The organism is Erythrobacter sp., from assembly GCF_038133525.1.
GTDB lineage: Bacteria > Pseudomonadota > Alphaproteobacteria > Sphingomonadales > Sphingomonadaceae > Qipengyuania.
This window is the reverse complement of record NZ_JAYPTL010000003.1, coordinates 1-19,806: the sequence shown is the minus strand read 5'-3', so window position 1 is coordinate 19,806 and position 19,806 is coordinate 1. Positions and strand designations below refer to the sequence as shown.

Sequence of the window (19,806 nt, the reverse complement as noted above, 5' to 3'; positions counted from 1 at the left end):
CGCATGCCCCCCCCGGGCTAACGGGGGGGTTGCCACTACCGCGAGCGGGCGGCGTCTGGCCCCGCCGCGACCCGCGTCGTCGAGGACCTAGGCCTGGCCTTCCTTGAACTTCGCGAACCGGGACCGGAGGGGACGTTCGGACGCACTGACGTGCCCAAGCAGAGCCCGATGATCCGCAGCATTTACTCGGGCGCGCTGGTTCTCAACAGCGATTACACGCCAGAAGGTGCGGTCGCCGATATCGAGACCGGACGGGCCGACGCCGTGAGCTGGGGCCGCGACTTCATTTCAAACCCAGACCTTCCCGAGCGCTTTGCAAAGGGTGCCCCGATCGCTCCCAACGTGGGCGTACCGCACACGTGGTATGGCAAGGGGCCGGAGGGTTACATCGACTACCCGACCTTGGAACGGGCTGAAGCCCCGGCTTAATTCTCGGCAGGTGGCTGGGCGGAGGCAGCTTCGGCTGCTTCCGCCGGCTCCGCTGCCGCATCGTCCACCGCGTCAGCCGCACCATCGGTCGGGTCGCTTGCAGCAGACCTGGGCTCGATCTTAAGAGGCGGCGACTTCGATTCCAGCGTATCGAGCGGAATCATCGAATCGCTGATCGACCCACCCAGTACCTCGCCCCGGGCCTTGCGTTCGTCGACCTGGCTCGAATCCGATGCGGTCTGGTCACCGCAGGCAGACAGAAACAGCGCAAGTCCGGCGATAGTCAGGCAGGGACGGATCATGGCAGCGCGCGGGCCTTTCCTTGGAGCGCGGCGAGAAAGTCGCCGAAGCGCGCCCGCAATGCCTCATCGAAGGCCTCAGGCGCAAGGTCGATCTCCAGCTTCGCGAGGCTGGTAACCCCAAATTCCTCGATCCCACAGGGGACAATTCCTGCAAAGTGACCCAGGTCAGGGGCTAGGTTGACCGAAAAACCGTGCATCGTCACCCAACGACGGACACGCACGCCGATCGCACCGATCTTAGCTTCGCCCCCGTCAATATCGCGAGTCCATATCCCGATGCGACCTTCCGCGCGCCAGCAGTCAACCCCAATATCCCCTAGCGTGGCGATGACCCAGCCTTCGAGCGAATGGACGAAGCAGCGCACGTCGCGCCCGCGTTCCCTGAGGTCGAGCAATACGTATCCGACCCGTTGCCCCGGCCCATGATATGTGTAGCGCCCGCCGCGTCCGGCCTCGACCACCTCGAAACGCGGATCGAGAAGTTCAGCGCCATCGGCGCTGGTCCCGGCGGTGTAGACCGGCGGATGCTCGAGCAGCCAGATCATTTCGGGGGCTGAGCCCTCAGAGATCACGCGGTTGCGTTCCTCCATTGCGGCAAGCGCCGCGCGATAGCCAACCTGGCCAACCTCGGCGCGCCATTCGATGGTTTCGGGGGGCGGAATGGACATCGACGATTGCGTGGCGACTACCGCCCCGCTTATCAAGGGGCAAGGAGAGTGCAGGTATGAAATTCGACCTCGATACGGCGTGGCGGGAAACCACGCGGCTCGCCAGCGACAACGCCGGATTGCTTTCGGCCATCGCAGGGATATTCGTCTTCCTGCCCTACGCCACGCTGCTGCTGGTGCTGCCATCGATCGCGGCATTGCCCGAACTGCCTCAGGGCGCGAGCTTCGAAACCGCGATGAAGGCGATTGAGGCCTTCTATGCGCAAACCTGGTGGGCCTTTATCGCAGCCGGGATCATCGTCACGATCGGTCTCTTGTCGATGGTGGCGCTGCTGGGGCGGCGCGAGAGGCCAACCGTTGGCGATGCCATCGGGATCGGGCTCAAATCAATTATTCCGGCCTGGCTGACTTTGTTCCTGCAGAACATGGCGATCAACATCGTGGCCTTGCTGATCATCGCGATCGCCAGCGCTACCGGCCTTGCCGCTTTGATTTTTGTCGCAAGTATCGGCGCGATAGCCGTGGCCATCTATCTGGCCACACGCCTGTCGCTGGCCACGCCAATCATCGCTGTCGATGGAGAACTGAACCCGTTCCGCGTGATTGCGGCGTCATGGTCAATGACCCGTGGGTACGGCAGCCGATTGCTACTGTTCTATATCCTGCTGGCGCTCGCGGGTTTCGTGGTGATCGCGGTGGTGATGCTGGTTACGGGCGTCGTCCTGGCACTTGGTGGTCCGGCCTTCGAGGAAGCAGGCGGAGCTTTGGTATCCGCAGCGGTGATCACCGGGGTTATGCTGCTGATCTCTGCCGTTATGGCAGCCGTTCACCGCCAGCTACGCCGCCTGGAACAGGGCGGAGCGAGCGTGCCACGTGCCGGCGGATCCTAGGACTTCGGTTCCTTCCAGCCCCAGAACAGTTGGCAAGGCAGGACATTGAGCAGTTCGAAGCCGCTATCGATCCGTTCGAAATGCTTGGCCATGAAGTCACGCGCCTTGGCCGAGAACTGGTAGACCAGGAAGGCGCCACCGGGCCGGATGATACGATATGTGGCCGCGGCGATTGCGGGACCCACACCTGCCGGAAGGGTCGAGAATGGGAGGCCCGACAGCACGTAGTCGGCATGATCCTTGCCATGGGCACGGACGATGTCCTCAACATCGGCCGCCGAACCGTGAACGGCGTGAAACCGGCTGTCGGTGAAATGCTTGCGCAAGTAGTCGATGTAGAGCGGGTTGGTGTCGATCACGATCAACGTCCCGTCACGCCGCAGTCGATCCAGGACAGGCTGGCAAAATGTGCCGACACCGGGGCCATATTCGACAAAGACTTCGCAAGTCGACCAGTCGACCGGCGCCAGCATCTTCTCGATGGTGAAACGGGATGACGGGATGATCGACCCAACCATGCGCGGTTCTTCCAGAAAACCGCGGAAGAACACGCCCCATTGACCAAAAAAACGCGCGGCTTTCTGCCTGAAGTTCCGGCGCTCGATTGCGCCGACACCTTGTTCGAAAGACAAACTGACCCCCCACAACGACCCAAGTGTGATCGGCTGCGGTGTGACAGGCGCGCGGTACCATTGCAAGCGTGCAGCGGTCAGCGTAGCGAAACGCGCGATGGCTGACCTTGAACCTTCCCCTCCTCTTGCTGCGCAATCTTCAGCGCCACCTGTCGCGCCGGCGAAACCGATTTCGCGCGAGCGCATGGTGTTGCTCTTTGCGGTCATGCTGACCACAGCGGCTGGAAACACCGCCATGCAATCGGTCATGCCATCGATCGGCACGGCGCTGAAGATCCAGGATGTCTGGATTAGTCTCGCCTATTCTTGGTCGGCCCTGCTTTGGGTCGTGTGTGCACCCATCTGGGCCGAACGCTCGGATCGTCGCGGGCGCAAAGCAATGATGGCGCTTGGCCTTGTTGGCTTCATTGTCAGCTTCTCACTCTGCGGCCTGATGCTATGGTTTGGCCTGTCGGGCTATCTCACAGCATTTTGGGCACTTGTGCTCTTTGCGGCCTCTCGCAGCCTTTACGGTGGTTTCGGCAGTGCGGCCCCGCCCGCGGTGCAGGCCTATGTGGCCAGCCGCACACCCCGTTCGGAACGCACACAGGCGCTCTCGCTCATTGCTTCCAGTTTCGGGTTGGGCACGGTGATTGGCCCAGCACTCGCCCCGCTCATGGTGCTTCCAGGAGTTGGTTTGACCGGCCCATTCCTGATCTTCGCATTGATCGGCATTATCACACTCATTGCGCTTCGCTTGCGCCTGCCGAATGACGAGCCGCAGTTCCCTGCCAAGGGCAAGGCCTACGATCCGTCCTATTCGGGCAGCCCAACCGCGGATCTCGCACGCAGCGACGATGAGGATGAGGACGATGAGATCGAGCCGCACAAATTGCGCTGGTTCGAGCCTCGCTTGCGCCCCTGGGTCGTCGTTGGACTATTGGGCGGGCATGCACAGGCCATGATGCTGGGCATTGCGGGCTTCCTCGTACTCGATCGGTTGGGATTGCGCGCCACACCATCGGAAGGAACCGGTCCCGTCGGGCTGGTCCTGATGGCGGGCGCGATTGCCACGCTGTTGGCACAGTGGGGCCTGATCCCGCGATTCGATCTGGGGCCGCGCTCGGCGACATTGTCGGGCATCGCAGTGGCGGCGATCGGTGTCGCGATGCTTTCAGTAGCGAACGATATCCATTTTATCGCGCTCAGCTTCGCGATTGCTTCGCTCGGCTTCGGCCTGTTCCGTCCTGGATCAACCTCTGGAACATCGCTCGCGGTGACCCGCGCCGAGCAAGGTCAGGCATCGGGCATTACGGCGTCAGTCGCCGGAGCGAGCTACATCTACGCCCCGGCGCTGGGGGTCTGGCTGTATGGCCATTCGGACTGGTACGGCTTTGGCCTCATTATCGCGCTATGCGCAATTGTCTTTCTCTACGGGTGGCGCACATTGCAAGCCGATAGCCAGTTGATGCGCGAGCGACGCTGACCCCCGGATGTAGCAGCACAGAGACCGCTAGGAACTCGTCAGAGGATTTCGAGCACCCGATCCTGCGGGCGGCATAGGCGTACGCCCTTTTCCGTCTCGACCAAGGGCCGTTCAATCAGGATCGGATCTGCTGCCATCGCAGCAAGCACAGTCTCCGCATCGGCACTTGGCAAACCACGTTCTTCGGCGTCAGTCCCACGCCTACGCAACGCCTCGTTCGGCGCGATCCCCGCATCCCGATAAAGCTGCGCAAGCTTCTCGGGGCTGGGCGGATTCTTGAGGTACTCGACCACCGTCACCTCGACCGACGATAGATTCTCGAGAATCGCCAGGGTCTTTCGCGACGTGCCGCAGTTGGGATTGTGCCAGATGGTTGCTTTCATAGGGGGGACTCTCCTTCGTTCGGTCGCGGACTAAGCGACAGACGCGATCAGTGGAAGCTGTTCATGCGATTTTTTCATGATGGATTCTGCGATTTGACCTTGAATGTGCGAATGGTTCGCAATAGCAGCACATCTGCTTTTGATAGTCATTCGCAAGAAGAAAGTTCCTATGGCCCTCTTTTCCACCCGTTCTGCCCTGCTCTTCGGTACCGCCGTCACAGTCATAGCTGCTCCTGCGCAGGCCGCCGAATCACAACCGCAGCGCGATTATCTGCCGACGGACATCGTCGTTACAGGCTCCAACAACGGGTATGACGTCAATGACGGGTCGACCGGAACGAAAACCCCCACGGCGCTGATCGACGTTCCGCAGGCTATCACCATGATCACCGAGGACCAGCTCGACGATCAGGCGATTACCCAGCTCAACGAAGCACTGCGTTATGTTCCGGGTGTCTCTCTCGAAACCGGCGAAGGTCACCGGGACCAGGTCTATATCCGCGGCCAGTCCAGCACTGCCGACTTCTACCTCGATGGTCTGCGGGACGATGCACAGTACTATCGCTCGCTCTACAACGTCGAGCGCATCGAAGTGCTCAAGGGTTCAAATGCCCTGATTTTCGGCCGCGGCGGCGGCGGCGGCATCATCAATCGCGTCAGCAAGACGGCGGAGATCGGCAAACTGGCTGCAGGCTTCGACGCCGCCATCGACACTTATGGCGCGTTTGCTCTCACCGGCGATGTCAACCTTCCATTCAGCGACGCTCTCGCCGGGCGGATCAGCACCACATATGAAGAGTTTGGCAACCACCGCGATTTCTACGAAGGTCGCTTTATCGGTATTTCCCCGACCGTTACCACCCAGCTTGGCGAAAATACCCGCCTCACCGCGCACTACACTTATGACGACGACGAGCGCGTGACCGACCGCGGCATACCGTCGCTCGATGGTGGGCCATTGCGCGGATTTGATCGGACATTCTTCGGGAGCCGCGATTTCAATATTTCGACCAACATTGCACACATTGCGCGTGTGAAGCTTGATCATGAATTTAGCGACACGTTGAGCATCAACGTTTCGGGCCAGTATTCGAACTACGACAAGTACTACGGCAACGTCGTCCCGAGCAGCACCAATGGCACGACGGTGAGCCTGGGCGGCTATGCCAGCGCAACCGATCGCGAGAACTGGATCGGCCAGGCCAATCTGATCTGGGATACCGACTTCAATGGGATCGGTTCGACCTTCCTCGCGGGCGTCGAATTCGGTGACCAGCAGACCGACGCCTTCCGCACGGAAGTCGACTTTGGCGGGGGTGTGGAAGACATCGATCGCCCGCTCTCGCGCGTCATCTCGGTCCCGGCTGTGGGGGTCGGACGCACCACCAATTTCACCACCTCGCAGCTCGATACGTTCTCGGCCTATGTCCAGGAACAGCTCGACTTCGGGATCGTCCAGCTGGTGGGCGGCGTGCGATACGACCGCTTCGACCTCGATGCGACGAACCTGATCAATCCGGCCGCACCCGCGCCCACCAGCCGCGTCGACGAGAAGTGGAGCCCGCGCGTCGGGGTAATCCTCAAGCCGCAGGAAAATCTCTCGATCTACGGCAGCTATTCGACCAGCTTCCTGCCGCAGTCGGGTGATCAGTTCACGTCGCTCAGCACCGCAGATGCCGAACTCGAGCCGGAAAAGTTCGAGAACTTCGAGGTCGGCGCCAAGTGGGCGATCAAGCCCGACCTGTTCGCCACCGTTGCGGTCTTCCGCCTCAATCGTACCAACACGACCGCCACCGACCCCGCCAATCCGGGCATCGTGGTGCTGACCGGTTCGAGCCGCGTCGAAGGCTTCGAAGCGAGCCTAGTCGGCAAGATCCTGCCCAACTGGCAGGTTAGCCTGGGCTATACCTATCTCGACGGCGAAATCCGCAGCGACACGGAGCGTGCGAGCGCGGGCGACATCTTGCAGCAATTGCCCAAGCACCAGATCGCGCTGTGGAACCGTGTCGACCTGACGGACAAATTCGGCCTTGGCGCCGGGGTAATCTACCAGGACGAGCAGTTCGCCAGCATCAGCAACAATGTGGTGCTGCCCGATTACTGGCGCGTCGATGCGGCGGCCTATTACACGCTAAACGACCGCGTCAGCCTGCAGCTCAACGTCGAGAACCTGTTCGACGAAGACTATTACGCAAGCGCGCACGGCGACAACAACATCCAGCCGGGCAAGCCGTTGACGGCCAAGTTCGGGGTGCGCGTCGCGCTCTAATTGTCGGGATTGCCGGGGGCGCTGATGGCGGGGACTTCCCGCGCAGCGTCCTCGGCACTGATGCCGGGTGACGGGGCAGCGCTGATCCGTTCGCGCCGCCGCTTCACCCGCCCCGCCCTTTCAACAGCGCGAACCAGCCTGGGATAGACCCCGCAGCGGCACAGGTTGGGGATCGCAGCCTTGATCTCGGCCTCGCTCGGCGCCGGGTTCTTGTCCAGCAGTGCGGCCGCCGCCATCACGATCCCCGGCGTGCAGAACCCGCACTGGATCGCCTGTTCGGCCACCATTGCCTGTTGCACCGGATGCGAACGATCGCGGCTCAATCCCTCGATCGTGGTGATATACCGACCCTCGGCCTCGGCGATGGTGATCAGGCAGCTACGCAACGCCTCCCCATCGACGTGAACCATGCAGGCGCCACAATCCCCCTCGCCACAACCGTATTTGGTGCCTGTCAGGTTTGCCGCATCGCGCAAGGCCCACAGCAGCGGGGTGTCGGGATCCATCCGGAAGCGGACGGGCCGCCCGTTTACGGTCATGCTGGTCATGCAGCGGGCCTATCCCGGGCGGATCAGTATTTCCAGCTGTCGTCGATCTTCGAAACGCGGCGCTTCCATGCTTCGAAGTCGAAAATGCCCGCACCACCTTGCGAAGCCATCACCGAAAGGTCGCGCTGGTGCACGTCCACCACCTCTTGCGAGATGATATTGGCTTCGCCCTGCGACAGCGTGGCCACCTGGATTTCACAGGCACGTTGCAGCGCCCACATCTTCACGAACATGCCGGGAATGGTGCGGTCCATGACCACCGGGCCGTGGTTGCGCAGCATCAGGATCGAATGATCGCCAAGATTTTCGACCAGCCGCTCGCCCTCTTCCGGGCGCACGGTCACGCCTTCGAAATCGTGGTAGCCGATCTGACCCTGGAAATTGCAGGCATAGAAATTGGTCGGCAGCAGTCCGCCCTTGTGGCTGCACACCGCCATCGTCGCGGTCGTGTGCACGTGGCAAATCGCGTTCGCCTTCGCCCCCAGATGCTTGTGAAAATAGGCATGCTGGGTGAAGCCGGCCTTGTTGACCATATATTGCGACGGGCCGACGTTGTTGCCCTCCACATCGATCTTGACCAGGTTCGAGGCGGTCACTTCGTCATAGAGCAGGCCGAACGGGTTGATCAGGAACGTGTCATCCTCACCCGGCACCGCGACCGATATGTGGTTGTAGATGCTTTCGCCCCAGCCCAGGTGATCGAAGATGCGATAGCATGCCGCGAGATCCTGGCGCGCCTGCCATTCGGCATCGCTGCATTCAAAATCGCGGGCTTTGATCTGGGTGGCCACGGGCGCTCTCCTCGAAGGTTTTGTTTCAAGACCCGTATCGCACGCGGCTGGCGGGATAGGCAAGCTGCCAGACCCAACTCGGCTCTAGGCAAGCCCTGTCCGGCCCGCTAGGCGCAGCGCGAATGAGTGAGACGGCCAGACTTTCCCGAGGTAGCATCCGTGGCCATCTCGTAACCCAGACAGTTCCGATGATGATCGGCGTTGCCGCATCTTCATCCGTTGGCCTGATCGATGCCTATTTCATCGGGCGGCTTGGCCCGAGCGAGCTTGCAGCCGTCAGCTTCATCTTTCCGATCACCATCGCCATCCTGAGTCTGGGCGTCGGGGTGATGGTCGGCATCAACTCGGTCATCGCCCGCGCCTTGGGCGAAGGCGACCGCGACCGGGCAGAACGCCGTGCCAATTTCGGCGCGATCTTCGCGCTGACAATCGGCCTCATCTTCGGCGTGTCGCTGCACTTGCTGCTCGAACCGCTGTTCCGCCTGATGCAGGCGCCAGCAAGTTTGCTGCCGCTGATCCGCGATTACATGGAACCCTTCGCGCTGGGCATGCCGCTGCTGCTGGTACAGATGGCGATGACGGGCATCCTGCGCGGCCAGGGTGAGGCGCGGTTCACCAGCTACATCTCGCTAACCTATTCAATCGCCAACTGGATTCTCGACCCGCTGCTGATCACGGGGGTCGGCGGTTTCGAAGGGTTCGGCGTGGCCGGTGCGGCTTATGCAACCCTTGCTGGCTGGGCACTGGGCATCGCCGTGGCGCTCTATCTCGTCCGGCATACCCTGCTGCAGATCCACCCCAGCCTGGTCCTCAAATGCCGGATGCGGGAATCGGCGGTAGCCATCATGCGCGTCGCCGGACCGGCGGCCTTTTCCAACGCAATCAACCCCATTGGATTGTCGGTACTGACCGCATTGCTTGCCAGCCAGGGCGAAGCTGCCGTGGCAGGCTTCGGTGCAGCGGGTCGATTGCAGAGCTTTGCCGTAGTTCCCTTGCTCGCGCTGTCGGGATCGATTGGATCGATCGTCGGGCAAAACTGGGGCGCCAACCAGCCGGACCGTTCGCGGCTGGCCATGCTCGAAGCGGCACTGTTTTGTATTGGATATGGCCTGGCCGTCGCAGTCCTTCTGTACGCCTTCGGTGACTGGTTCGCCGATTTCTTCACCGACGATCCGGCCGTAATCGAACAGTTTTCATCGTACCTCGCGATTTCGGTCTGGGGTTATGCCGGTTTCGGTGTCCTGATCGTAGCGAACGGGGCAATGAATGCGGTCGACCAGGCGCGATATGCCCTGCTGCAAAGCTTTGCCCGCGTATTCCTCGTCATGTTGCCGATGGGCTGGCTGCTCCGGCCATTCTGGGGCGCACAGGCGATCTACGCGGCCGAGCTCGCTGCGAATCTGGCAGGGGGCGCATTCGCTGCATTCCTTGCCTGGCGGGTGCTGCAGGCAGCGCCGCGTACTGAAATTCCACCAAGAACCAATCGTTAACCATCTTAATGCATAGCCGCCCTGATACGTATCAGGGGCGAATGCTATGGATGACCTGCTGGCCGATTTTGTCGCCGAAACCCGCGAAATGCTGGAAGCCAGCGGCGGCGAGATCGTTGCTTGGGAAAACGATCCGTCGGATCGGTCGCGTCTCGATACGATTTTCCGCTTCGTTCATACGGTCAAGGGCAATTGCGGCTTCTTCGACTTCCCGCGATTGGAGAGATTGAGCCACGCTGCGGAAGACGCACTGGCCGAATGCCGCGCCGGTCGTCGCGAAGCCGACAGCGCCCTGGTTTCCGCAGTCCTGGCCATCATCGATCGCATCCGCGACATGACCGACGCCATCGAAGCCGGTGAGGAATTTCCCGAGGGCGGCGATGAACAGCTGATCGCCGCGCTGCAGCCGAGCGAAGAGGTCGAAATCGTTGGCGCATCGGTGATCGAGGAAACCATAGCGGCAGCCCCCGCCATGGCGGCAAATGACGATTCCACCGCGGACAAGGCCGGTGATGGTGCACAAAAGGCGCCTCGCGCTGGCGTCCAGCGTTCGATCCGCCTTCCGGTCGACCTGCTCGACGAGGTCATGAAGGGCGTTTCGGACATGGTCCTGGCCCGTAACGACCTGGCGCGTCGCCTGCGCGAAGCGGGCGAACAGCCCACCATCGATGGGCCTTTCGAACGCCTTTCGGCAATCCTCGCCGATGTGCGCGATTCGATCACCCGTATGCGCATGCAGCGGCTGGAGCACCTGTTCAGCTCGCTTCCCCGGCTCGTCCGCGACCTGTCGAACGAGCTTGGCAAGCAGGTGATGGTCGATTTCGAAGGTGGCGAGGTCGAACTTGATCGCGAGATGATCGAGATGGTGCGCGACCCGCTGACGCACATCATTCGCAATGCCATCGATCACGGCATCGAAGGCCCCGGTGAACGACTGAAGAAGGGCAAGCGCGAAATCGGCCTGCTGCGGTTCGCGGCACGACAATCGGGCAACCAGATCAGCATCGTCATTTCGGATGATGGGCGCGGCATCGATTGCGATCGCCTGGCAGCCAAGGCTGTTGCAGCCGGCATCTATTCGCAGGCCGAAGTCGACCAGATGTCGGAGCGGCGCAAGCAGCACCTGATCTTCGAACCCGGCCTGTCGACTGCGGAAAAGGTCAGTTCGGTGTCCGGCCGCGGCGTCGGCATGGATGTGGTGCGCGCCAATATCGAACGTGTCGGTGGCTCGATCGACCTGGTCAGCAAGCCCGGCGAAGGTGCCAGCTTCCACCTCAAGCTGCCGCTGACCTTGAGCATCATTGCGGCGCTGACGGTGGGTTCCGGCGGCCAGCGCTATGCCATTCCGCGCAGCTACGTCGAAGAAATCGTGTTCGGCTCCAGCTCGAACGTCGAGTTCGCCGAAGCGGGTGAACGCCGTCTCGTGACTTTCCGCGACAAGCGCGTCCCCTGCCTTTCGCTGGGGGACATCCTTGGCACGGAAAGCAACGACGACGTGCTGTGGGAAGAGAAGACTCTGGTTCTGGTCCGGCTGGCAAGCGACGATGTCTTCGCCCTCGCCGTCGACCGTGTCTATGACCACGAAGATGTGGTGGTGAAACCGATCGCGCCAGCGGTGATGGAGACGCGGCTCTATGCCGGGACCACCCTGCTCGATGACGGACGCCCGATGATGCTGCTCGATATGCCGAGCATCGCCGTGACCCGCTCGCTGGTCAGCGAGGGGCGGAGCAATTCGCAGGTGGTCGAGGAAGACAAGGTGGTTGTACGCCGCAAGGCCCAGCAGGTCATGCTGTTCCTCGGCCTTGATGGTCGCTGCCGCGCGGCGCGCCTCGAGATGGTTCGTCGCATCGATACGGTATCGCGCGAGGCGATCGATATCGACGGCAACCGCAAGCAGGCAGTGATCGACGGATCGATCTTCACGCTGGTCGGTCTCGAATACGGCGATCTGCCCGAAGACAAGTGCCGCCTCCTGCGCCTTTCGGACGGCGAGAACGAGGTGGTCTACGCCGTGTCCGAAGTGCTCGACGCGACCGAGATCACCAATGAGATCGTGCCGACACCCGACGATTCGGCGATCGAAGGCGTTACCCTGATCCAGGACCGGCCGATCCCGGTGGTCGACGGGCATGCGCTGTTCGCCCGTCATTGCGCCGCCAAGCGTGACGAACATCCGCTGTCCTGCCGTATCCCGGCGTCCAGCGATTGGGCACGGACGATCCTCGAACCGCTGGTGGAGGCCGCAGGCTACCGCATCGTCACCGACGAAGCGGAGGAAGCCGATGTCGCCATCGTGCTCGCCGAACAGGAAGAGGTGCCCGCTACCACGGCCCGCAACACCATTCGCCTGTGCCAGGATCCCGAAGACGCGGGTGACGGCCACGACGCCATCTATCGCTACGACCGCGACGGGCTGCTCGCCGCGCTCACGCAGGTTCGCCAGGGGAGGACCGCATGACCGAATTGCTGCTCATGTGCATGATCGCCGGACGCCGCGCTGCCCTGACGGCGGTGCGGGTGCAGTCGGTCATCGAGATTGACGAGATCACCCCGATCCCGGGCACGCCCGATTTCATCCGCGGGCTTACCGCGCTGCGCAGCCAGGCCCTGACGGTGATCGATTCGGCGCTGGCGCTGGGTCTCGAGAGCCGCGGCGAAGTGCGCGAACAGCGCGCCGCAGTGGTGGAGGTCGATGGCCATCCCTACGCTCTGCTGGTTGATGACGCCTATGACGTGGGCGAAGCGCTGGGCGATCCGGTCGCGGTTCCGGGCGGGTTCGGCCCCGGCTGGCAGCGCGCCGCGCGTGGCATGGTCGAGACCGAGGACGGTCCGACACTGTTGGTAGATATCGAAGCACTGGTTTCCGGCCCGATCGCGAAGGCGGCTTAAGCGAATAGTTACCCAAAGCCGCTAAGCCGGAGGAACAGCTTGTGAGGTCACATATATGAAAACCTGCCTTATCGTCGACGACTCGCGCGTCATCCGGAAAGTTTCGCGGCATATCCTCGAGACGCTGGGCTTTGCCGTGGAAGAGGCGGAGAACGGCCAGGAAGGGCTCAACAAGTGCCTTGAATCGATGCCCGACGTGGTCCTGCTCGACTGGAACATGCCGGTCATGACCGGGATCGAATTCATCACGCACCTGCGCCAGCGCGATGGTGGCGACAAGCCCAAGGTCGTGTTCTGCACGACCGAAAACGACGTTGCGCATATCCGCGAAGCGATCAGCGCCGGCGCTGACGAATATGTGATGAAGCCGTTCGACCACGAAACCCTGCAGATCAAGCTCCAGCTTGTTGGCATGGCCTGAGGAGGCCGGGCATGGGCGCGGTCCTACGCACTGAACGGGTCGACCCCGTCGCCACCGGCAAGAAGGTGGTGCGTGTCCTCATCGTCGATGATTCGCTGACCGTTCGCACGGTCTTCACGCGCATGTTGCAGCGTGAGAACGACATCCGCATCGTCGCAACCGCCAATACTGCCGAACGTGGCCTCGAGGAGCTCGCCGCGCAGGAAGTCGACGTGGTCATGCTCGACCTCGAAATGCCCGGCATGGGCGGTATCGAGGCGCTGCCCCGGATCCAGAAGGCGGCCCCGAAGGCTCAGGTCCTGGTAATCTCCTCGCTCACCGCGGACGGTGCCGAACATACAGTTCAGGCGTTGTCGCTGGGCGCAGCCGATACCATGCTCAAGCCGCGCCCGGGCGGCTTCAACGACGATTATCGCAACACACTGCTGGGCAAGATCCGGGCACTGGCCGGGGTTGATGTCGCCGCACCTGCTGCGCCGGCACGGATCGCCGCCGCCCCGCGCCGCTCGCTAAAGCGCCCGCAGGTCGTCGCCATTGGCGCCTCAACGGGGGGTATCCATGCGCTGAACCTGTTCCTGCGCAAGATTCCGAGCAGCTTCGACCTTCCGATCCTGATCACGCAGCACCTGCCCGACAGCTTCATCCCGGTGTTTGCCAAGCAAATGGAAATGGCAGCCAACCGCCCCGCCCTGCTGGCGGACGAGGGGGTGGATATCCGCCGTGGGCACATCATCATTGCGCCCGGGCATGGCCACATGGTGGTTCGCAAATCGGGCGGCCGCCATGTCACGGGGCTCGCCTATCACCCGGTCAAGAGCGGCTGCATGCCATCGGTCGATCCGATGTTCGAAACGCTCGCCGAAGCCTATGACGGCCATGTCGCGGCGGTCCTGCTTTCGGGCATGGGTCGCGACGGCACCGATGGCGCACAGGCCATTGCCGCCGCTGGAGGTACGATCCTTGCGCAGAGCGCGGATACCTGCGCCGTTTGGGGCATGCCCCGCGCGGTAACCGAAATGGGCCTCGCCGCCGCCGTGTTGCCGCCCGAAGAGCTCGCCGAGAAAGTGCTCGCCAGTGCTGGGGCCGGCGCATGGGCGTGAATGACGCATCGCACAGGATCATCTCGGACCTGCTTGCGCAGCGGACTGGCCAGCAGCTGACAGAAAGCCGCCGGTGGCGCGTTTCAACCGCCCTGGCAGGCCTGTTCCGCGAGTTCGGGATCGACAACATCGACCAGTTGGCATGCCTGCTGGAGCGGCCGGGCGAGCATCACCTAGCCACCAAGGTGGTCGAGGCGCTGCTCAACAACGAGACCTACTTCTTTCGCGATCACGTGTATTTCACGATGCTGGCCAACCAGGTCCTGCCCGATCTGGCGCGCAAGCGGCAGGGCACGAAGAAACTGTCGATCTGGTCAGCAGGCTGTTCAACAGGGCAGGAAGCGCTGAGCCTTGCCATGCTGTTTTGCGAACAGCCGGGCCGTTGGCAGGATTGGCAGATCGACATCATCGGCACCGATGTCTCGGGCAAGGCGATCTCCACCGCCAAGACCGGCTGCTATACTCAGTTCGAAATCCAGCGCGGCATTTCGGTCGCCCAGATGCTGAACTTCTTCTCGGAAACTCCGCGCGGATGGCAGGCAAGTGACCGGATCTGCTCGATGACCCGGTTCCAGCAGCAGAGCGTCCTCGACTTCCCGCCAATGCCGGGCAGGTTCGATCTGGTGCTGTGCCGCAACGTGCTGCTCTATTTCGATCCCGCGACCCGTCGGACCGCGTTTGATCGATTGGCCAGTGCAACCGCGCCGGATGGTTATCTCATGCTGGGCGCGGGTGAGACGGTGGTCGGCCAGACAGAACGCTTCGAATCCTCGGAATGGGGCTCTTCGATCTACCGACCGACTTCGATCGCGACCCGGGTTACTCCGCTACCCCAGGCCATCGCAGCGCGGTGACGAGAGCATGAGCCTATTTCCTACCAAAGAGGGTAAACCGGTCGTTTACATTTCCTTTGGCAATAGTAGCTAGGCCGGGATCCGTAGAAAGAATACCGGGCGCCATCGGGGGGATAGGTGGCAACGAGGCTCGATCAGTCACAGGGCGACGACAAGTCCGTCGTGCTCGGCCCGATCGTCGTACTTGCGACGATCTTCCTCGCGACCACGGCCCTCACCCTTGGAAGCAGGCTGACCGGCATCGGTCGACCGGTTTATATCCTCGCGACCGGTTCCTCGATCTTCGCGCTTGCTGTCGCATTCCTTGCGGTACGCGGCCTGCGCCATCTGCGCGACATCGAACGTATCAGCCGCAGCGACAGCCTGACCGGCCTGCCCAATCGCCGGGCCTTGCATTTCGATATCCAGCGCGAAGAGCAGAAGGGCGAAGAAGTCGCCCTCGCCCTGCTGGACCTCGACGGATTCAAGCTGGTCAACGATCACTACGGACATTTCGTGGGTGACGCGGCGATCCGCGAATGCGGCCGGATCTTCCAGGAAATCACCGATGGCGAGGCAGTCGTCTACCGCCTGGGTGGCGACGAATTCGCCCTGATGATGGCGGGACCCGTTTCGGCAACCCTGCTCGAAGGGGTGTGCCGCCGGATCGTCGAACGCCTTGCCAAGCCGGTGAAGGTCGAAGAACGCAGGCTTACGCTTGGCGCAAGTATCGGACTGGCCCGATCGACTCCGCCCGAAACGCAATCATCGTCTGAACTCCTGCGCCGCGCCGACGTCGCCATGTATGCCTCGAAGCGCGGCGGCAAGATGCGCTGCACCTGGTTCACACCGGCCTTCGATCAGAGCCGCGAGCAGCTCAAGGAAATGGACGACGAGCTGCGCGCCGCATTGGCGAACGGCGAATTCCGCCTGGCCTACCAGCCCTTGGTTGACAGCACCACGCGGATGGTCGTGGCCGTCGAGTGCCTGCTGCGTTGGCAGCGGCCGGACGGTAAGCCCGTAGGCCCGCACATATTCATCCCGGTTGCCGAGGAAAGCGGCCTGATCAACGCGATCGGCCTATGGGTCCTGCGCCAGGCATGTTGCGACGCGTTGCCATGGGACGACATCACCCTTTCGGTGAACATTTCCGCCGCGCAGCTGCGCAACCCCGAATTTCCAATCCAGCTCGGACATATTCTCGAGGAAACCGGTTTCGATCCGGAACGCCTGGAGCTGGAAATCACCGAAACCTGCCTGGTTCTCGATCCGGTCGTCGCCGAGCGCAGCCTTGCCGTTATCCGCGGCTTCGGGGTCAAGATTTCGCTGGACGACTTCGGCACCGGTTATGCCTCGATCGGTTTCCTGCGGCAGTTCCGCTTCGAGAAGCTGAAACTTGACCGCAGCCTTGTGGTGCAGGCCGGCGAAGACGACGGCAGCCGCGCGATGATGCTTTCGTCGATTACCGTCGCCCGGGCGATGAAGATGGGCGTTACCGCAGAAGGCGTCGAGACGCAGGAACAGGCGGACATGGTGCGCGCCGCCGGCTGCGACCAAATCCAGGGCTGGCTCTATTTCAAGGCCATGCCCGCTGAAGAAATCCCGCAACATCTGGGCCACCCCGTGGGGGTCGCCACTGCCACTCCTGCAAAGGATTCGAAGGCCGCATGAGCTCCCTGTCCGAAATGGTCGACGGCCTCGTGGCCGAACAACAAGTCACGCCTGCAGCGGCCGAATCCCATGCCTATGACGAGGCTGCTTTCGAGCAGATTCAGGCGGTCGAAGAGGAAGAGGTCCCAGGCGGCTTTCGCGGCTGGATTTATTCGATGTCGGTCGGCCAGAAGCTACGCTCGATCGCCTTTGCCAATGTCGGCGCAGTCGCGCTGAGCGTGCTTGCTACCGTCATCGGCGGGTATGTTGCGCTCAACCTGAAGCACGAACGCATGGTCCTGTCGGATGCGGCCGTCCGCGCGGCACAACTGGTCTCCTATTCTGCAGAAGGCCGGATGTTCATCCAGCATTATGCGGTTTCGGGTGAACGCGGCGATCTCATCGCCGCGCAGGATGCCTTCCGCGAAGCCGACCGCCTGTTGACCCGGATACAGACCGATGCGCGCGAGGTCGCTCCCGGTGCACTGCCGGGCCTCAAGGCCCTGAATTCGAGCCTCGCCGGGATGGCATCGCGCGTAGCAGCCGCCCAGCGCTCACGCGGCACCCAGGATCAATGGCAGGCCTTTTCCGACAGCTTCTACGTCGAAGGCGGCAAATTCATCGAACAGGCACGGGCACAGCGCGAACAGCTCGAACAGATCGGCCTGGAAGCGGACGCACGCGCCGAAATCGCCATCGGATGGCTGTTCGCCTTGTTTGTGATCGTCGCCATCGTCGGCGTTTCGACTATCCTGCTAAGCACCCGGTTCCTGGCCCGCGACGTCAGTGGCACGCTGCGCCGCATGACCGCGGTGGCCAGCCAGCTGGCTGCCGGCGAGAAGAACCTGCATATTCCGGCAACTCGCCGCCAGGACGAGATCGGCGAGCTGGCCCGTGCGCTGGAAGTGTTCCTGCGTGCAGCGTGGCAATTCGAGAAAATGTCGCAGGAACGCGCTGCAATGCGTGCCGAGCGCGGCAAGGAAATGATGCTGATCGCCGAAAGCTTCGAGCGGACGGTTGGTGAAGTCGTCAGCGGTGTGGCTGCAGCTTCGAGCCAGTTGCAGATTACCGCGAGTTCGATGGCCAGCGCTGCCGAACATGCCACCGGGCAGACGGCTGTAGTGTCCAGTTCGATGGAACAGGCCTTTGCCGGGGCGACCGCGGCGGCTGCGGCCTCCGACGAGTTCGCCATGTCGATCGGTGAGATCAGCCGTCAGGCATCGCATTCGGCCGAACTGGCCCGCAAGGCGACGCAGACCGCGACCGATGCAGATCAGACCATTTCCACCCTCGCCACTTCAGCCGATCAGGTCGGCCAGATCGTCGAGCTGATCCAGTCGATTGCCAAGCGCACCAACTTGCTGGCCCTCAACGCTTCGATCGAGGCGGCGCGTGGCGGTGAGGCAGGACGCGGCTTTGCGGTAGTCGCCAGCGAGGTCAAGGAACTGGCTGCCCAGACCAGCCGGGCAACCGAAGAAGTGGCCGAACAGATCCGTGCGATGCAGAATTCAACCGGCGCCAGCGTAGGTGCCCTGCGTTCGATCGCCGATCAGATCCGCCAGCTTGAAACCACCGCGGTTTCCATCGCCAGCGCGGTCGACCAGCAATCGGTCGCCGGCCAGGATCTGGCACGAAGCATCGATCTCGCCGCCCGTTCGACCGACGAAGTTTCTGGCAGCATCGTCAAGGTTCGCGAGACGTCGCTGGCGACCGGTGCAGCTGCACACCAAGTACTCACTTCGGCCAATGAATTGGAAGCCCAGGCAGGCACTCTGCAATCGCAGGTCGATACCTTCCTGCGACAGGTACGAGCGGCTTAACTGCTTCTCAAACTTTCCTTCTTACGGTTGACGATGGCTTAACGGGGAAAAGCTAAAAACGGGGAAGAACAACGCGATGAATGCCCAAAGCAGTGTGATTGCAGACGATCTCATCCGCGAGATCGCAACTGTGAATGTTGGCTATGTCGGCGCGACAGAGGAAAGTCGCACGGCAGTGGGCCGGTGGTTCATGTCGCTGACGATCGATCAGAAGGCCGTCTATGCGACCAGCTTCGGCATGATCAGCCAGGTCCTGCTGGCGGCACTCGCTTTCTGGGGCTTCTCCGATCCCGACAATGCGAAGTTCGCGATGATCGGCATCGCACTGCTGACCGCCAACGGCCTTTTGGGTGGTGTGTTCAGCCTCTCCTTCATCCGCAAGCAGGTCATCACGCCCTTCATGCATATCGCCAGCGAGATGCATCGCTTGGCGGCGGGCGCCCGCGATATCGAGGTGACGGGTACCGATCGCACCGACGAGATCGGTGATCTCGCTCGCGCGCTCGAGATCTTCACCAAGTCGGGCTACAAACTCGACGAACTTTTCGCCGGTCGCAAGGAAGCCGCAGAGAAGCGCAAGGCAGAATTGCGCAAGATGGCCGACGATTTCGATTCAAGCCTGGGCGAAGTGGTGGGCAGCGTTGCCGCCGCATCGAGCCAACTCCGCTCGACCGCATCGAGCATGGCCTCGACCGCGCAACAGGCATCGCACCAGGCAGACCAGGTAATCTCCTCCATGGACCGCGCATCGCAGGGCGCCACCGCTGCAGCGGCCGCGTCGGACGAATTCGCCATGTCGATCGGTGAGATCAGCCGTCAGGCCTCGCACTCGGCCGAACTGGCCCGCAAGGCTACCGAAACCGCCGCCGGTGCGGACAAGACCATCTCCACCCTCGCCACTTCGGCGGATCAGGTCGGCCAGATCGTCGAAATGATCCAGTCGATCGCGCAGCGGACCAATTTGCTCGCTCTCAACGCCTCGATCGAAGCAGCGCGTGGCGGTGAGGCAGGACGCGGCTTTGCCGTGGTCGCCAGCGAGGTCAAGGAACTGGCCGCGCAGACCAGCCGGGCAACCGAAGAGGTCGCCGAACAGATCCGCGCCATGCAGGATTCGACTGGTGCCAGCGTGGGCGCACTGCGTTCGATCGCCGACCAGATTCGCGAGTTGGAAACCACCGCGGTTTCCATCGCCAGCGCGGTCGACCAGCAATCGGTCGCCGGCC

At 62.3% G+C, this 19,806-nt stretch carries 19 protein-coding genes; 13 read left to right on the top strand and 6 right to left on the bottom strand.

Annotated features, from left to right (window positions below; genetic code table 11):
* The first annotated feature begins 150 nt into the window (after window positions 1-150).
* The gene (locus AAFM29_RS01325) at window positions 151-429 is read left to right on the top strand and encodes a hypothetical protein (RefSeq protein ID WP_371830701.1); all 279 of its coding nucleotides are present in this window, start codon (window positions 151-153) and stop codon (window positions 427-429) included.
* On the opposite strand, the gene AAFM29_RS01320 is transcribed toward AAFM29_RS01325, so the two are convergent.
* Together AAFM29_RS01320 and lipB are read right to left on the bottom strand one after the other, a co-directional pair.
* Window positions 426-731 (bottom strand): hypothetical protein, encoded by a 306-nt coding sequence (locus AAFM29_RS01320; RefSeq protein WP_341711015.1) that lies wholly within the window; start codon window positions 729-731, stop codon window positions 426-428. The genes AAFM29_RS01325 and AAFM29_RS01320 overlap by 4 nt on opposite strands.
* The gene (gene lipB, locus AAFM29_RS01315; protein WP_341711014.1) at window positions 728-1,399 is read right to left on the bottom strand and encodes a lipoyl(octanoyl) transferase LipB; all 672 of its coding nucleotides are present in this window, start codon (window positions 1,397-1,399) and stop codon (window positions 728-730) included. The genes AAFM29_RS01320 and lipB overlap by 4 nt, the downstream gene beginning before the upstream one ends.
* A 56-nt stretch (window positions 1,400-1,455) precedes the next feature.
* On the opposite strand from lipB, the gene AAFM29_RS01310 reads away from it, so the two are divergent.
* A complete protein-coding gene (locus AAFM29_RS01310; RefSeq protein WP_341711013.1) occupies window positions 1,456-2,289 on the top strand; it encodes a hypothetical protein in 834 nt (277 codons plus the stop codon).
* Here AAFM29_RS01310 and AAFM29_RS01305 read toward each other — a convergent pair.
* Window positions 2,286-2,894, bottom strand: coding sequence for a methyltransferase domain-containing protein (locus AAFM29_RS01305; protein WP_341711083.1), 609 nt, complete (start codon window positions 2,892-2,894; stop codon window positions 2,286-2,288). The genes AAFM29_RS01310 and AAFM29_RS01305 overlap by 4 nt on opposite strands.
* 124 nt (window positions 2,895-3,018) lie before the next feature.
* Here AAFM29_RS01305 and AAFM29_RS01300 point away from each other — a divergent pair, with 124 nt between their 5' ends.
* Window positions 3,019-4,386 (top strand): MFS transporter, encoded by a 1,368-nt coding sequence (locus tag AAFM29_RS01300; RefSeq protein WP_371830700.1) that lies wholly within the window; start codon window positions 3,019-3,021, stop codon window positions 4,384-4,386.
* Between the two features lie 38 nt (window positions 4,387-4,424).
* Here AAFM29_RS01300 and AAFM29_RS01295 read toward each other — a convergent pair whose 3' ends face one another.
* Window positions 4,425-4,769, bottom strand: a complete 345-nt coding sequence (locus tag AAFM29_RS01295; protein WP_341711011.1) for an arsenate reductase family protein — start codon at window positions 4,767-4,769, stop codon at window positions 4,425-4,427.
* 169 nt (window positions 4,770-4,938) lie between these two features.
* Between AAFM29_RS01295 and AAFM29_RS01290 the strand changes: the two genes are divergently transcribed.
* Window positions 4,939-7,038 (top strand): TonB-dependent siderophore receptor, encoded by a 2,100-nt coding sequence (locus tag AAFM29_RS01290; RefSeq protein ID WP_341711010.1) that lies wholly within the window; start codon window positions 4,939-4,941, stop codon window positions 7,036-7,038.
* Here the strand turns inward: AAFM29_RS01290 and AAFM29_RS01285 are convergent.
* Window positions 7,035-7,586, bottom strand: a complete 552-nt coding sequence (locus AAFM29_RS01285) for a (2Fe-2S)-binding protein (protein ID WP_173215128.1) — start codon at window positions 7,584-7,586, stop codon at window positions 7,035-7,037. The two genes, AAFM29_RS01290 and AAFM29_RS01285, sit on opposite strands and share 4 nt — an antisense overlap.
* A gap of 23 nt (window positions 7,587-7,609) precedes the next feature.
* The gene (locus AAFM29_RS01280; RefSeq protein WP_341711009.1) at window positions 7,610-8,377 is read right to left on the bottom strand and encodes a class II aldolase/adducin family protein; all 768 of its coding nucleotides are present in this window, start codon (window positions 8,375-8,377) and stop codon (window positions 7,610-7,612) included.
* 122 nt (window positions 8,378-8,499) lie between these two features.
* Here AAFM29_RS01280 and AAFM29_RS01275 point away from each other — a divergent pair, with 122 nt between their 5' ends.
* From AAFM29_RS01275 to AAFM29_RS01235, 9 genes are all read left to right on the top strand, one after another.
* Window positions 8,500-9,867, top strand: coding sequence for an MATE family efflux transporter (locus tag AAFM29_RS01275; RefSeq protein WP_341711008.1), 1,368 nt, complete (start codon window positions 8,500-8,502; stop codon window positions 9,865-9,867).
* Window positions 9,868-9,913: 46 nt separating this feature from the next.
* Window positions 9,914-12,328 (top strand): chemotaxis protein CheA, encoded by a 2,415-nt coding sequence (locus AAFM29_RS01270; RefSeq protein ID WP_341711007.1) that lies wholly within the window; start codon window positions 9,914-9,916, stop codon window positions 12,326-12,328.
* On the top strand, window positions 12,325-12,759 hold the full coding sequence (locus AAFM29_RS01265) for a chemotaxis protein CheW (protein ID WP_341711006.1): 435 nt from the start codon (window positions 12,325-12,327) through the stop codon (window positions 12,757-12,759). The genes AAFM29_RS01270 and AAFM29_RS01265 overlap by 4 nt, the downstream gene beginning before the upstream one ends.
* 55 nt (window positions 12,760-12,814) lie before the next feature.
* Window positions 12,815-13,180, top strand: coding sequence for a PleD family two-component system response regulator (locus tag AAFM29_RS01260; RefSeq protein ID WP_173215133.1), 366 nt, complete (start codon window positions 12,815-12,817; stop codon window positions 13,178-13,180).
* An 11-nt stretch (window positions 13,181-13,191) separates the two neighbouring features.
* Window positions 13,192-14,280 carry a chemotaxis-specific protein-glutamate methyltransferase CheB gene (gene cheB / locus AAFM29_RS01255; protein WP_341711005.1) on the top strand — a complete coding sequence of 363 codons (1,089 nt, stop codon included), beginning with the start codon at window positions 13,192-13,194 and terminating at the stop codon, window positions 14,278-14,280.
* A complete protein-coding gene (locus tag AAFM29_RS01250; RefSeq protein ID WP_341711004.1) occupies window positions 14,271-15,134 on the top strand; it encodes a protein-glutamate O-methyltransferase CheR in 864 nt (287 codons plus the stop codon). The genes cheB and AAFM29_RS01250 overlap by 10 nt, the downstream gene beginning before the upstream one ends.
* Window positions 15,135-15,251: 117 nt before the next feature.
* Window positions 15,252-16,784 (top strand): bifunctional diguanylate cyclase/phosphodiesterase, encoded by a 1,533-nt coding sequence (locus tag AAFM29_RS01245; protein ID WP_341711003.1) that lies wholly within the window; start codon window positions 15,252-15,254, stop codon window positions 16,782-16,784.
* Window positions 16,781-18,583, top strand: coding sequence for a methyl-accepting chemotaxis protein (locus AAFM29_RS01240; RefSeq protein WP_341711002.1), 1,803 nt, complete (start codon window positions 16,781-16,783; stop codon window positions 18,581-18,583). Before AAFM29_RS01245 ends, AAFM29_RS01240 begins: the two co-directional genes overlap by 4 nt.
* Before the next feature lie 76 nt (window positions 18,584-18,659).
* The coding region (locus tag AAFM29_RS01235) for a methyl-accepting chemotaxis protein (RefSeq protein ID WP_341711001.1) at window positions 18,660-19,806 on the top strand (1,147 nt) is incomplete at its 3' end.